At 69.0% G+C, this 14,153-nt stretch carries 10 protein-coding genes; 7 read left to right on the top strand and 3 right to left on the bottom strand.

What is annotated here, in order from left to right:
• Window positions 1-434: 434 nt before the first annotated feature.
• The 3 genes from AC067N_RS17270 (at window position 435) to AC067N_RS17260 (ending at window position 2,920) form a co-directional block, all read left to right on the top strand.
• Window positions 435-1,022, top strand: coding sequence for a DUF5998 family protein (locus AC067N_RS17270; protein ID WP_478679721.1), 588 nt, complete (start codon window positions 435-437; stop codon window positions 1,020-1,022).
• Window positions 1,022-2,209, top strand: coding sequence for an alkaline phosphatase family protein (locus tag AC067N_RS17265; RefSeq protein WP_478679720.1), 1,188 nt, complete (start codon window positions 1,022-1,024; stop codon window positions 2,207-2,209). The genes AC067N_RS17270 and AC067N_RS17265 overlap by 1 nt, the downstream gene beginning before the upstream one ends.
• Before the next feature lie 63 nt (window positions 2,210-2,272).
• A complete protein-coding gene (locus tag AC067N_RS17260) occupies window positions 2,273-2,920 on the top strand; it encodes a thymidine kinase (protein ID WP_099968094.1) in 648 nt (215 codons plus the stop codon).
• A 176-nt stretch (window positions 2,921-3,096) separates the two neighbouring features.
• Here AC067N_RS17260 and AC067N_RS17255 read toward each other — a convergent pair whose 3' ends face one another.
• From AC067N_RS17255 to AC067N_RS17245, 3 genes are all read right to left on the bottom strand, one after another.
• Window positions 3,097-4,110, bottom strand: a complete 1,014-nt coding sequence (locus tag AC067N_RS17255; RefSeq protein WP_478679719.1) for an EcsC family protein — start codon at window positions 4,108-4,110, stop codon at window positions 3,097-3,099.
• Window positions 4,111-4,339: 229 nt separating this feature from the next.
• Window positions 4,340-4,681 carry a hypothetical protein gene (locus AC067N_RS17250; protein WP_478679718.1) on the bottom strand — a complete coding sequence of 114 codons (342 nt, stop codon included), beginning with the start codon at window positions 4,679-4,681 and terminating at the stop codon, window positions 4,340-4,342.
• 432 nt (window positions 4,682-5,113) lie between these two features.
• Complete coding sequence (locus AC067N_RS17245) at window positions 5,114-5,752, bottom strand: hypothetical protein (protein WP_478679717.1); 639 nt, start codon at window positions 5,750-5,752, stop codon at window positions 5,114-5,116.
• A gap of 233 nt (window positions 5,753-5,985) precedes the next feature.
• Here AC067N_RS17245 and AC067N_RS17240 point away from each other — a divergent pair, with 233 nt between their 5' ends.
• The 4 genes from AC067N_RS17240 to AC067N_RS17225 are packed head-to-tail and all read left to right on the top strand — an operon-like array spanning window position 5,986 to window position 14,144.
• Entirely contained in the window at window positions 5,986-8,136 is a 2,151-nt protein-coding gene (locus tag AC067N_RS17240; protein ID WP_478679716.1) for a hypothetical protein, read from the top strand.
• A 17-nt stretch (window positions 8,137-8,153) separates the two neighbouring features.
• Window positions 8,154-9,776 carry a class I SAM-dependent DNA methyltransferase gene (locus AC067N_RS17235; RefSeq protein ID WP_478679715.1) on the top strand — a complete coding sequence of 541 codons (1,623 nt, stop codon included), beginning with the start codon at window positions 8,154-8,156 and terminating at the stop codon, window positions 9,774-9,776.
• On the top strand, window positions 9,769-10,872 hold the full coding sequence (locus AC067N_RS17230) for a restriction endonuclease subunit S (RefSeq protein WP_478679714.1): 1,104 nt from the start codon (window positions 9,769-9,771) through the stop codon (window positions 10,870-10,872). Before AC067N_RS17235 ends, AC067N_RS17230 begins: the two co-directional genes overlap by 8 nt.
• Entirely contained in the window at window positions 10,869-14,144 is a 3,276-nt protein-coding gene (locus AC067N_RS17225) for a type I restriction endonuclease subunit R (RefSeq protein WP_478679713.1), read from the top strand. Before AC067N_RS17230 ends, AC067N_RS17225 begins: the two co-directional genes overlap by 4 nt.
• The last annotated feature ends 9 nt before the right edge of the window (window positions 14,145-14,153 follow it).

The raw sequence follows: 14,153 nt of genomic DNA, 5'->3' as shown, positions 1-14,153 counted from the left end.
ACACCGGCCCGCGGAGGCCGGCTCCGAGGCCCTCGTGTGCGACGACGGCCAGGGCGTCGACCGGTCCCGGCGCGGACTTCCGGCAGTACCGGAAACGAGGAAGCGGTTTCACCGGGCGGGCGGGACCGCTGCCCTCCGGTCTGAATTCGGGACCGGATCCGACGGAAAGAACGCAGGTCGACCAGTGAGGGAAATGAATTCTCCCGCCCCGCTGCGGAAAGCGCGGGCGCACCTTTTCCCGAGGCCCGGAAGAACCGCCCCCGCCGAGGGGACGGTCCGCTGCCGGAGCCGCCGCGGTGCCCGTGGCGGCACCTCGCCCACGGGTCACCGCCGGACCCCGTACGCAACAAGGCACGACGGCCCGCTGTCCGCATGCCCCCGGGATGCTCTTGACTGAGCCGGACCGCCCTTGCCCACGGACTAGGATGGACGTCATGGCCAAGACCAGTACGACGACCCAGGGGCTGCGTGCGGCGATCGAGCGCAGCGGCTACTACCCGGCTCTCGTGGCCGAGGCGGTGGAGGCCGCCATCGGCGGCGAGGCCATCAAGTCGTACCTGGTCCACCAGGAGACGACCTTCGACGCCAACGAGGTGCGGCGCCATGTGACGGTCCTCGTCCTCACGGCCAACAGGTTCATCGTCAGTCACACCGACGAGCAGGCCGCGGACTCCACGTCGCCGACGCCCTACGCCACGACGTCCACCGAATCGGTGAAGCTCGGCCGGATCTCGTCGGTCGTGGTCAGCCGGGTGGTCGCCAACCCCGAGTCCTACACCCCCGGCACCGTGCCCCGCGAGGTCGTCCTGACCATCGGCTGGGGCGCCGTCTCCCGTATCGACCTGGAACCCGCCGCCTGCGGCGACCCCAACTGCGAGGCCGACCACGGCTACACGGGCAACTCGACGGCGGACGACCTCAGTCTGCGCGTCAGCGAGGCCGGGGACGGGCCGGACACCGTCCGCCAGGCCCTCGCCTTCGCGCAGTCCCTCTCCGAGGCGACCGCGGACCTCGCCCGCTGATGGCACTGCCCACCTGGGACCACCCGGAACCCCTCGCCGTCGGCTCCGCGCCCGTCCCCGAGTACGGCGCCGGCTCGCTCGCCGACCTCCTGCCCACCCTCGCGGCGGGCATGGAGGTCCCCGGTACGACCGCCGCGATACAGGAACTGGCGCCGGCCGACCGCGCCTGCGTCTTCCTGATCGACGGGCTCGGCTGGGAGCAGCTGCGGGACCACCCCGACGAGGCCCCCTTCATGACCTCCCTGCTGGCGTCCTCGCGCGGCGGCACCGGCCGCCCCATCACCGCCGGCTACCCCGCCACCACGGCGACCTCCCTGGCCTCCGTGGGCACCGGGCTGCCGCCGGGCGCGCACGGCCTCCCCGGCTACACCGTCCGCAACCCCGAGACCCAGGAGCTGATGAACCAGCTCCGCTGGCAGCCCTGGACGGCACCGCAGGTCTGGCAGCCGTACCCCACGATCTTCCAGCTCGCCCACGAGGCCGGGGTGCACACGGCACAGGTCTCGTCCCCCACCTTTCAGCACACCCCCCTGACGAAGATCGCGCTGAGCGGCGGCACCTTCCACGGCCGCCTCTCCGGCGAGGACCGCATGGACCTGGCCGCCCGGCAACTGGGCGCGGGCGACCGCTCCTTGGTCTACACGTACTACTCCGAGGTGGACGGCGCCGGGCACCGCTACGGCCTCGACTCGGACACCTGGCGAGGGCAGCTCATGCACGTCGACCGCCTCGTCCAGCGGCTGGCGGAGCAACTCCCGCCGCGCAGCGCCCTCTACGTCACCGCCGACCACGGCATGATCGACGTCCCCTTCGACGAGCGGCACCGCATCGACTTCGACGAGGACTGGGAACTGCGCGCCGGGGTCGCCCTGCTGGGCGGCGAGGGCCGGGCCCGCCATGTGTACGCGGTACCGGGCGCCGAGTCGGACGTCCTGACCTGCTGGCGCGAGGTGCTCGGCGAACAGTTCTGGGTCGCCTCACGGGACGAGGCGATCGCGGCGGGCTGGTTCGGGCCGACCGTGGACGAACGGGTGTACGGGCGCATCGGTGATGTGGTCGCGGCCGCCCGTGACGACGTCCTGATCATCGCCTCCGAGCGGGAGCCGAAGGAGTCGGCGATGGTCGGCAACCACGGCTCGATGACCCCGGCGGAACAGCTGGTCCCGCTCCTCGAAGTACGCTCCTGACCGTCCCGCGCGCCCGCCCTGACCGCTTCCCCGCCCTCCTTGCCGAAAGGTGCTCACCTCACCATGTCCGAGCTGGTGTTCTTCTCCGGAACCATGGACTGCGGGAAGTCGACGCTGGCCCTCCAGATAGAGCACAACCGCTCGGCGCGGGGCCTTCAGGGCATGATCTTCACGCGCGACGACCGCGCGGGCCAGGGCAAGCTCTCCTCCCGTCTCGGCCTGGTCACCGACGCCGTCGAGGTCGAGGACGGCCAGGACCTCTACGCCTACCTCGTCGACCACCTCTCCCAGGGGCGCCGCGCGGACTACGTCATCGCCGACGAGGCCCAGTTCCTCGCCCCCGAACAGATCGACCAACTCGCCCGCGTCGTGGACGACCTGGGCCTCGACGTCTACGCCTTCGGCATCACCACCGACTTCCGCTCCAAGCTGTTCCCCGGCTCCCAGCGCCTGGTCGAGCTCGCGGACCGTGTCGAGGTCCTCCAGGTCGAGGCCCTGTGCTGGTGCGGCGCCCGCGCCACCCACAACGCCCGCACCATAGGCGGTCACATGGTCGTCGAGGGCGCCCAGGTCGTCGTCGGCGACGTCAACCAGCCCGACGACATCGGCTACGAGGTCCTCTGCCGCCGCCACCACCGCCGCCGCATGACCGCGGCGACGGCCCACGCGGGAGCCCTGGCCCCGGACGTCCTCCCGGTCGAGACGGCCTGAACCCGATGGAAGACGGAGGCCGACTCCCGCCAGGCGAGCGCCTCCGCGAGAATTTGTCCAGGACGGTGGGTCCCAGAACGACCCCGGAGGGAGTCCCGCCGTCGAGATCAGGAGCAGCCCTCAGAATTGCAGGTGGCGAACCGTCGAGGCCGCTTCGCGGACCCACCGGCCGTCACCTACGTGGCATCGGTCTGGGGATCGTCGTCCCAGTCGGTCGCCAGTGCCGGCGGCAGCGGCAGTCCGTACTTGTCGCACAGGAACCGGGTCTGGCAGTACCGCTGGGCGTCGGCGGCCACTCTGCCGAGAACCGCTGAGTTCATGCCGGCACCGATGAGGACCCCCACGAACGGCACGACCTTGGCGACGTTCTTGACGGGCACCCTGGAGCCGGACGGCCCCAACTGCTTCATCAACTTCTCAAGGGCGGCCAGGAGCCGGTGGTCCTGGCGGAGCTTCTGTGACCAGTTCACGCGCCCCTTGACCGCATCCGCTGCCCGTGCGACGTCACGCAACGGCTTGGCTTTGGTCGCCTGGGCCATGAAGGACCGCTGTACCAGTCGTTGAATGAAGTCCTGCTCCTTGGGGTCCTTGGCGTCGTAGCCGTAGGAGTACGCGATGCGCGCCGCTATGGACGTGCTGAGGACCTGGACGACGAGGATGTCCGCTGTCATCGCGGCGGGGACACCTGCGACGGGGACCATGGCGAGCAGGCCCATGGCACCGCCTTCAAGTGCGCCGGTGGTCCGCCATTTGAGGGTGTTACGGGTCAGCAGCCGGTCGCAGACCTGCAGGTCCTGCTGCCCGAGTTCGGTGAAACTGTCGATGTCGAAGCCTCGCTTGCGTGCGAGCTTCTCGACGCTCTTCGGGTCGTTGAGATCCATGGCCCAGTCGTTGACCAGCTCGAGCAACGCTGCCGCGCCCGCGAGCGCCGGTCGCATGGCCGTGTCGGCGACCGCGTCGCCTGCGCGACGGATGGGTTCCGCGATCGTCTCCGGCACGGAGTCCTTGACCCGTCTGACGGCGTTTCCCGCGACCTCACCGGTGCGACCGAGCGCGGTGCTCGCCCAGCTCGGCAGACCGCGGCGGTCGTTGCGGCGCTCCCAGTGCTCGTTGAGCGTGTCCCATACCTGCCTCTCGTACGCGCTCATCGGGATCGCGCCGTCGACGAGTGGCCCGGCGTAAGGGCTCATTGGGGTTCTCCGTTTCAACTGTGATCGCTGGGCCCACGATGCCCTGCCCGCCGACATGTGGGTGAAGTACATCGTCCAATAACAAGTTCGGAAAAAGGTGGGGATGCGCAGGAAAGATAAGAGGCGGTCATCCCGAGGCGGTTGCCCGTTCGCTCGTGGAGGGTGAAGCGAGGCCCACCCGTAGACACTTCGGGCGGGTGTCGCGAGCGGAGGCATGCGGAGACCGGGTTCAGTCCCGCTCCTGGTCTCCGCCGCGCCGATACTCGGCCAGTGCTCCATTCGCCCAGAGCGGGACCAGTCGGGGGATCTCGGCCGTCGGCACCCTGCCGTTCAGTGCGCGCAGACCGAGCTTGGCCAAGGAGTCGGCGGCCTCGTTGAGCGGGTTGCCGACGTGGGCCTTCTCATGGACGAAGGTAAGGCCGGGCGTGTACTCCGCGTACATCTGCAGCTTGACGAGGCTGGGCGGGCGGCCCTGCGAGCGCAGCCGGGTCTCATAGCCGTCCGGCATCCGGTCGCTGCCCCTCTGCCACTCGTGCAGGAGGGTCAGGGCTTCGAGGTTGTCGACGCGCACCTCGACGGGGCCGCCCGGGGTGCGCCGTGAGGACCCGCAACAACCCCCAGTACGTGGCCCGAAGTTCTGTGACGACCACACGGACGCGGGGCGTGGTGAGGTAGTGCGGGTAGAGGTGGGCGCGCAGTCCGGTCTCGCCGGTGGTGGCGAGGTAGCCGGTGCCTACCTTGTCGGCGGTGACGGAGGCGTCCGTGGCGAGCACGATCGGCGTCCGGTCGACCGCCTTGACCGTGTCGTCGAAGTGCACGTGCTGACAGTCTGGGACAGGGCGGCGGGGTGCGCGGGTGAGTGGAGAACGACGGCCCATCGACGGGCCTCCTGTACGTCGGGCGGGTGGCGGAGAGGATACGGGGCGAGGGGGACGGAGCGGGGCTGCCCGGTTTCAGCCAGCTGCCCGGCCCCCACGAGTGCGTGGCATGTGTTGGCGACCGGTCAGCCGACCTTGGTCCACTTCTGGCAGCCGTTGGTCTCGAAGTACTCGCCCTTGTTGACCGTCACGCGGCCCTGGCCCTGGAGGTTGGCGTTGGCGATGATCGCCTCGAACTCCCCGGAGGCGTCCTTGGTACGGGCCCAGTAGCAGTTCTCGATGACACTGCCCTTGTCCGGGCCGGCGGTCTTGTAGGTGCCGGCCCGCATGTCCTCGCCCACGAGGTACTGGCCGTCGCCCTCCACCGTGGTGGCGGGCCCCGGCTTCTCTTTCGGCTTCGGCGTGACCGTGACCTTCTTGGTGACGGTCACGGCGGGCTCGGGCTCACCGCCGTCGGGGGCGGCCGCGGTCTTGGTGACGGTCACCGTCGGGGCGGGAGCGGCGGAGTCGTCCGTACCGCCGGAGTCCCCGTCGCCGCCGATACCGGCGCCGATCACGAGCGCGACGAACGCGGTCGCACCGTGGGTGAGCCACGCCTTGCGGCGCGACGGCTTCGGTCCCATCGGCTGCCCGAAGGGGGGCTGCCCGCCACCGGCCGGCGGGAAGGGCGGCACGGCGTTCCCGGGCCCGCCCGGCCCGCCCGGTATACCGCCGGGGCCGGGGAACTGCGGGTTGCTGGGCGGTATCGAGGGCGTGTGGCTCATCGCGGTGATCCTCCGGTCGGCGTCGTGGCACTTGGCCACCACAAGGTGCCTGCCGGTCCGCGCTCTGGAAGAGAACACTGCTGATAACCCGTATTATCAGCAAGGTTATGTGCGGCTCTCCGGGATGGCGGTAGATTGCTGACGCCTGCCCCGCCGAAAGGGGCGGACAGCGAACCGCGAAGGCGAGGACGCCGGCCTCAACGGCCCGAGGGGAGAGGGGGGAAGCACGTCCGATGGCGACCCACACGACCTCGAAGACGCCCCCCATCCTGCCCGAAACACCGGCCTGGCGGATCACCTACGCCGAGATCGCCGCCCTCGCCCAGGTCAAGCGCCCGGTCCCCACCACCTGGGCCCGCCGCCACCCCGACTTCCCCACCCCCGTCGCCCACGAGGACGGCCGACCCCTGTTCGACGCCCGCGCCGTCGTGGACTGGCTCGCCTCCACCGGCCGCGGCAACACCGACCCCCGTCGGCTCCGCGCCGAGCTCGCCCTGCACACCCTGGCTGCCTGGCGCACTCCGGCCCTGCCCGCGTCCGTCCTGATCGGCGCGCTGACCTCCCTGGTCTGCCTGCACCAGCAGCTCGACGCCCCCGTCGCCGACGGCTGCCCCTGGGCGACCGTCCTCGACCGGGCCGCCGACCTCGACCCCGACGACCGCTTCCTTGTCTCCGAACTGCGCGCTCTGCCCGACTCGGACCACACCGGCCCGGCCCTCGCCGCACTCGCCGACGAACTGATCGACGCCGCCTACAACCCCGCAGAGGCCTTCGACTGGATCCTCCAGGCCCGCCATCGCCTCGGCTCCCGCGACCTCGCCGCCGACGAACCCGCCCCGGCCGTCGTCCGCGCCCTCGCCACCCTCTCCGGCGTCGACACCCTCGACGAGGGCTCGGTGATCGCCGTCCCGCACGCCCGCACCGGCGACCTCCCGGCCGCCCTCCACGACCACGCCGCCGAGGACTCCGGCCACCTCTACCTCGCCGCCGACCCCGACCCGGCCCGCGTACGTCTCGTACGACGGCGGATGCTGGTGCGTGGCGTCTACGAGTTCCGGCTCGACGTCGTCGACGGCGAGGAACTGACCGCCGACGAATGGGGCTACCCGAACCTCCTCGTCTGCGCCCTTCCCTACGAGGCCGCAGAGACCCGCGACCCGAAGACCGTCCTGGACCGGATCGCCGCCCTCACCGACTACCTCGACACCGGCGCCACCGCGGTCGTCCTCGGCCCCGCCGACGTCCTCACCGGCCCGCTCGCCCGGCACGGTGACGCCGACCGCCTGCGCCGCTCCTTCCTGAAGCCCGGTTTACTCAAGGCGGCGATCAGCCTGCCCGACGGCGCGTACGGCTTCCGCCCCGGCTACCGTACGGCGGTCTGGGTCCTCGCCCGCGTCCCCGAGAACGAGCGCACCGGTCTCGTCCTCCTCGCCGACTACTCCGCCCAGCCGCTCACCGAGCCGGTCCTCGACGGCCTCGCCGAGGACATCGCCATCTGGCGCACCTCCGGCTGGAAACCCGACCCGCGCCACGAGCCGCGCCACGCCGCCATCGTCCCCGGCAGCCACCTCGACGACCGTCCCGGCGCCGCGTTCACTCCGCAGCACCGCACGCTTGCGTCCCGCCACACGCGGACGGTGGTGGAACGCCCGGTGGTCATCGCGGACTTGGAGCGCCGCCTGAGTGAGCTTCAGGAGCGTTCGCGTACGGGCGAACTCCGGCTGCGTGCCCAGGCGGAACTGCGCCCCGAGAATCAGCCGGTACGCCGTACGTCCGTCGCCCGCCTCCTGCGCACGCGACGCCTGCGCCGCCGTCCCGGGCACCGGTTCGCCCCGGAACACCTCACCTCTGACGGCCACTACACGGTTCTCACGCCCGAGGAGATCCTGGGCACGGCGCGCATCGGCGGTCGCCGCATGGACCGTGGCATCTTCCTCACGGCGTACGGGCACGCCCAGTTCACCGAGCCCGGTGACCTCGTCGTAACCGCCCACCCGCACTTCGGCGTGTACGTCGACACGGAGGGCGTCTCGCTGGTCGCGGCCCCGGCCCGCATCCTGCGCGTCCACCCCGACGCCGACCCGCCCGTACGACCCCGGGTGCTGGCCGCGCTGCTGTGTGCCGCCGCCGCCGAGCATGCCCGTACCAGCGGTGCCGTGCGCGCGTCCCGCCGTATCGAGGACCTGGTCGTCCCCGACCTGAGCGGCGCCGAGGCCGACCTCTACGAGGCCGTCCTCGCCGAGATCGAGAGCCGGGCGGCGCTGCTGCGTGAGCAGACCGCCGCGCTCGACGACCTGACCCGCGTGATGGCGGCCGGCATGGCCGACGGCACGCTCACCATCCGGCAACTCCCGTACACCAACGCTGATATCGACACCCACTGAAGGAGACGGTTTACCCGATGCCTCCACGCCAGAAGAAGCCCGCCGACCAGGCGGAGCTGTTCAGCGCCTCCACCGCCAAGGAGATCCAGGACATCCTCTGGAAGGCGGCCGACAAGCTGCGCGGGTCCATCGACGCCGCACAGTACAAGGAGTTCGTCCTCGGGCTGATCTTCCTGAAGTACGTGTCGGACGCCTTCGACGAGCGCCGCACCGAACTCGCCAAGGAGCTCATGAAGGAGGGTATCGCCGAGGACCGCCTCGACGACTTCCTTGAAGACCGCGACGAGTACACCGGCGCGCATGTCTTCTGGGTGCCGGAGACCGCCCGATGGTCGTGGATCGCCACGCATGCCAAGGCCCAGGGCGTCGGCAAGCTCCTGGACGAGGCGATGGACGCGATCATGCGGGAGAACGCCTCCCTCACCGGCGTCCTCCCCAAGATCTTCAACCAGGACCGCGTGGACCAGAAGCGCCTGGGCGAACTCGTCGACCTCATCAGCGATGCGCGGTTCGGGGGCAGTGGGGACAAGCCGGCGCAGGACCTGCTGGGCGAGGTGTACGAGTACTTCCTCGGCAACTTCGCGCGGGCGGAGGGCAAGCGGGGCGGTGAGTTCTACACGCCGAGCTCTGTGGTCCGGCTGATCGTCGAGATCCTGGAGCCGTACGAGGGACGGGTATACGACCCGGCGTGCGGGTCGGGCGGCATGTTCGTCCAGGCCGCGAAGTTCATCGAGGCGCATCGGGGACGCGGCCACAAGTCCGACATCTCGATCTACGGCCAGGAGCTGAACGAGCGCACCTGGCGGCTCGCCAAGATGAACCTCGCCATCCACGGCATCGACGGCAACCTCGCCGCCCGCTGGGGCGACACCTTCGCCGACGACAAGCACGCGGACCTCAAGGCCGACTTCGTGATGGCCAACCCTCCTTTCAACATCAAGGACTGGGCGAGGGACGAGAGCGACCCGAGGTGGAAGTACGGGGTTCCGCCGAAGAACAACGCGAACTATGCGTGGCTCCAGCACATGATCTCGAAGCTGGGGGAGAAGGGGACGGCCGGCATTGTCCTGGCCAATGGCTCGATGAGTTCCCAGTCCAGCGGGGAGGGAGAGATCAGGCAGGCGCTGATTGAGGCCGACCTGGTGGCATGCATGGTTGCGCTGCCCTCGCAGCTCTTCCGTACGACCCAGATCCCGGCGTGCCTGTGGTTCCTGTCCAAGGACAAGACCCCACAGGGCGCACGGCGGTTGGACGACCGGCGGGGCGAGATCCTCTTCATCGACGCCCGCGCGATGGGTGAGATGGCCGATCGTACGGAGCGCGTCTTCGCGGAGGCCGACCTCACGAAGATCGCCGATACGTACCACGCGTGGCGCGGTACGGCGTCGGCGCGCGAGGCAGGGCTGACGTACGAGGACGTTCTGGGCTTCTGCTACTCGGCCGACTTGGAGAAGGTGCGGGAGCACGGGTACGTGCTGACGCCAGGGCGGTACGTGGGGGCTGTTGAGGCGGAGGAAGAGGACGCGGAGGCTGTCGCCGAGCGGATCATCGGACTGACTGAGGAGCTGTACAGGCTTTTCGACAAGTCGGCGGAGCTGGAGAAGACGGTGCGGCAGCAGTTGGGGAGGCTTGATGTCTGAGTGGAGCCGCACCACAGTGGGCGATGTCATCACTCTGCAGAGGGGATTCGACATCACCAAGGCACAGCAGAACGCCGGTGACGTGCCTGTGGTCTCTTCCGGAGGAATCAGCAGCTATCACGACACGGCTATGGCGGAAGGGCCCGGCGTGGTCATGGGGCGTAAGGGCACCTTGGGGAAGGTGTTCTGGCTGGAGGGGGACTACTGGCCGCACGACACTACACTCTGGGTCAAGGATTTCAAGGGAAATGACCGCCGCTTCGTTTACTACTTCCTGGGTACTTTGAACTATCTCTCCATGGATGTTGGGTCCTCAAACCCGACACTCAACCGGAACCACGTGCATCCAACGCCGATCAACTGGCCTCCGCTGGAGGAACAAAAGGGGATCGCCGCTATGCTCGGGGCTCTGGATGACAAGATCGTCATCAACGATCGCATCGCGGGCACTTCTGAAGAGGTGGCGCTCAACCTTGCCTCCCCGGTGCGATGGCAGGCGCGGGTGCGAGTAGAGGAAGTCTGCGTGCTTCGGAGAGACCAAATCTCTCCTCGGGACATCAGCGAAGAGCTGGTCGATCACTACAGTCTCCCGGCGTTTGACGCGAGGAAAACACCCGAGCGTACATCCCCGGAAGCAATCAGGAGTGGGAAGTTCTCCGTCGCTGAACCGGCTGTCCTGTTGTCCAAGCTGAACCCGGAAATCCCTCGCGCTTGGGATGTGACGCCAGACGCTAGTGTTCCTTCGCTGGCATCGACGGAGTTCCTGGTCCTGGTTCCACGCGGAACGCTGACTTCGCATGAACTGTGGGCAGTTGTGCGTCAGCAAACGTTCTTGGACAACCTTGCGTCGCGAGTTACCGGGACGTCTAAGAGCCATCAGCGCGTTCGGCCCGCGGAGGTGATGGCCACGGAGGTTGTCGACCCCCGCCAGTTCGGTGAGGCGAGTGGCCCGATTCGGAACCTGTGCGCCACTGCCGCCCTGGCACGACACGAGTCTCAGACCCTAGCCAACCTCCGCGACACCCTCCTCCCCCAACTCATGTCCGGCCGCCTCCGCGTCAAGGACGCCGAGAAGATTGTCGAGGACGCCACATGACGACGCACCATGACGGAAACGAGCCCGACGACGTAACCCACCGCCGCCCCACCGAAGCAGACTGGGAACTGCTCGCCCTCGAAGAGCTGGTCGAGTTGGACTGGTTGAAGGCCGCCGGCAACGAGTTCGCGCCCGGCTCCGGGCACCGGAAGTCCTGGGACGACCTCATCCTCTACCCGGACCTCCAGGAGGCCATCGAGCGCCTGAACCCGGACCTGCCCCCGGACGCTGTCCACGAAGCCGTGACGACCGCCGCCACCCCCGGATCCCAGGACACCTACGAGGAGAACCGGGCCGCCCACCGCCACCTCACCACCGGCATACGGTCCGTCTCCTACACCGACTCCCACGGCGCCGAGCACAACCCCACCATCCGCCTCCTCGACCTGACCGACCCGGACGCGAACACCTACCGTGCCCTGAACCAGGTCACGGTGATCGACGGCGACAGGAACCGCCGCTTCGACGTCGTCCTCTACGTCAACGGTCTGCCCCTCGCCGCCATCGAGTTGAAGCGCGCCGGCGACGAGGACGCGACGCTCCAGACGGCCCACGCCCAAGTGGCCCGCTACGTCCAGGAGTTCCCGACCGCCTTCCGCTACAACGCCGTCGTCCTGCTCTCCGACGGCATCACCGCGAAGTACGGCACGCCGTTCACCCCGTACGAGCACTTCGCCCCGTGGAACACGGACGAGTTCGGCGCCCGCGTCGACCCGCTGACCGCCGACGGCTTCTCGGAGTCGGGGCAGAACCTGGCGCTTCACGGCCTGTTCACCCAGTCCCGCTTCCTCGAACTGGTCCACTCATTCATCAACTTCGTCCCGTCGAAGCGGATGAAGCGCATTGCCAAGCCCCACCAGTACCACGCCGTCACCCGCGCCGCCGAGGCCGTCCGCACGGCCTCGGCCAGCGACGGCAAGGCCGGCGTCGTCTGGCACACCCAGGGCTCCGGCAAGTCGGAGGAGATGGTCCTCACCACCACCCTGGTGATGCGGGACCCGGCCCTCCTGAACCCCACGGTCGTGGTCATCACGGACCGTACGGACCTCGACGACCAGCTCTACTCGACGTTCCAGGAGAGCGAGATCCTCCCGGAGCAGCCCAAACAGGTCGTCACCCGCGCCGAACTCCGGGAGGAGCTCGCGGCGAAGAGGACGGGAGGGATCCTCTTCACCACGCTCCAGAAGTTCGGCAAGACCAAGGAGGAGCGGGAGTCGGGCACCGACCACCCGATGCTCTCCGACCGCCGGAACATCGTCGTGATCGTCGATGAGGCACACCGCAGCCACTACGACGACCTCAACGGCCTTGCCCGCCACCTGCGTGACGCGCTCCCGCATGCCACGCTGCTCGCCTTCACCGGCACGCCGATCTCGGAGGCGGACCGCAACACCCGCGAGGTGTTCGGCGACTACATCGACGTCTACGACCTGAAGCGCGCCGCCGACGACGGCGCGACCGTGAAGGTCTACCACGAGGGCCGCGTGATCCAGCTCGTCCTGGACCGCGATGTCGACCCGACCACGATCGACGAGGAGGCCGACCGCATCACGGACGGCCTCGACGACACCGAGCGCCGCCGAGTCGAGCAGGCCGTGGCGACCATGAACGCGATGTACGGCGCCCCGGCCCGGATAAGGGACCTGGCCGCCGACCTGGTGGAGCACTGGGAGGACCGCCGGGATCGGATGAAGCCGTTCGTCGGTGCCTCCGCGGAGGGCGGAGCGCCCGGCAAGGCGATGGTGGTGTGCGCGACACGCGAGATCTGCGTACGCGTGTACAAGGAACTGCGCGAGCTCCGCCCCGAGTGGCACAGCGACGAGTTCGAGAAGGGCGCGATGAAGATCGTCTTCTCCTCGAACTCCCGCAAGGACTCAGAGGAACTGCTCGCCCACGCGCTGACCGACAGCCGCCGCAAGGCCGTCATCAACCGCGCCAAGGACCCCGACGACGAGTTGGAACTGCTCATCGTCAACAACATGCTGCTGACCGGCTTCGACGCCCCGCCGATTCACACCATGTACCTGGACCGGCCGCTCAAGGGCGCCAACCTCATGCAGGCCCTGGCCCGTGTCAACCGCCGCTTCCGAGGCAAGGAGGACGGTCTCCTCGTCGGCTATGCGCCCCTGACCGAGAACCTCCAGAAGGCGATCGCCGAGTACACCGAGGCCGACCAGCGTGACCGTACCCTCGGCCAGGACGTCGAACGCGCGCTGGACGAGCTGCGCAACGAGTACGACGTCCTCACCGGCATCCTGCGCGGCTTCGCCTGGGAACCCCTGCTCGACAAGCCCGGCCCCAAGGCATTCGTCGACGCGGCCCTGAAGACAGCGAACTACCTGCGCGACCCCCGCAGCAAGGGCAACAACCCCGACCTGCTCGACGACCCACGCCAGACCCTGGGCCGCCGCTTCCGCGACCACGCCTACCGCCTGGAACGCTTCTGGGCACTGGCGGGCAGCTCGAAGGATGTGGGGAACCGTTTCTCGGACCGGCCGGCATGGAAGCGGCACATCCAGTTCTTCGTCGAGGTCCGCGCCTACATGGCCAAGCTGGACGCGATGGAACGGGAGGCGCGTGGCCTCCCGGTGGCCCGCGACGTAGAGCTGTACCTCTCCCAGCTCACGTCCTCCGTGGTCGAGACGGGCGGAGTGACGGACCTGTTCGCCGAAGCCGGGCTGGAGACAGCAGACCTCACCCACCTCACGGACGCTCTCGTCGCCCAACTCCAGCAGAGCGACACCCCGCACCTGGCGGCCGAGGCGCTCCGGCGCCTCGTCGAGCGGAAGATGCGCGAGGTCACCCGGCACAACATCGTCCGGCAGACCACGTTCTCCGAACGCCTCCAGGACCTGATGGTGCGCTACATGCGCCAGCAGTACACCAGCGCCGAACTCATCGCCAAACTGGTGGAGATGGCCAAGGAGGTCGCCGCTGACGCCCGCCGAGGCGAGAAGTTCGACCCGCCCCTGAACTGGCGCGAGCTCGCCTTCTACGACGCCGTTGCCGACCACGGCACAGCGCGCTCACTCATGGGCGACGAGGTCCTGGCGGGCATCGCCCGCGAACTCGTCACCGAGGTCCGCCGCCAGCTCAAGCCCGACTGGATCGCCCGCGAGTCCGTCCGCGCCCGCCTGCGCAGCACCATCAAGCGCCTCCTGGCCCGCAACAATTACCCGCCGGACCAGCAGAAGGAGGCCATCGACCTGGTCCTCCGCCAGATGGAACACTTCGCCAACGAGTGGTCCCAGAACGGCATGCCGAACGCCTGACGTGGTCCA

The organism is Streptomyces sp. NPDC042364 (assembly GCF_056437585.1).
The sequence above is the reverse complement of the archived record's forward strand: the minus strand, read 5'-3'. Positions and strand labels throughout refer to the sequence as shown.

Excerpts from the sequence above, each read along its gene's own strand:
- AC067N_RS17235 (WP_478679715.1), top strand. The coding sequence starts at position 8,154 with ATGCCTCCACGCCAGAAGAAGCCCGCCGACCAGGCGGAGCTGTTCAGC.
- AC067N_RS17225 (WP_478679713.1), top strand. The coding sequence starts at position 10,869 with ATGACGACGCACCATGACGGAAACGAGCCCGACGACGTAACCCACCGC.
- AC067N_RS17260 (WP_099968094.1), top strand. The coding sequence starts at position 2,273 with ATGTCCGAGCTGGTGTTCTTCTCCGGAACCATGGACTGCGGGAAGTCG.
- AC067N_RS17230 (WP_478679714.1), top strand. The coding sequence starts at position 9,769 with ATGTCTGAGTGGAGCCGCACCACAGTGGGCGATGTCATCACTCTGCAG.
- AC067N_RS17270 (WP_478679721.1), top strand. The coding sequence starts at position 435 with ATGGCCAAGACCAGTACGACGACCCAGGGGCTGCGTGCGGCGATCGAG.
- AC067N_RS17240 (WP_478679716.1), top strand. The coding sequence starts at position 5,986 with ATGGCGACCCACACGACCTCGAAGACGCCCCCCATCCTGCCCGAAACA.
- AC067N_RS17265 (WP_478679720.1), top strand. The coding sequence starts at position 1,022 with ATGGCACTGCCCACCTGGGACCACCCGGAACCCCTCGCCGTCGGCTCC.
- AC067N_RS17245 (WP_478679717.1), bottom strand. The coding sequence starts at position 5,752 with ATGAGCCACACGCCCTCGATACCGCCCAGCAACCCGCAGTTCCCCGGC.
- AC067N_RS17255 (WP_478679719.1), bottom strand. The coding sequence starts at position 4,110 with ATGAGCCCTTACGCCGGGCCACTCGTCGACGGCGCGATCCCGATGAGC.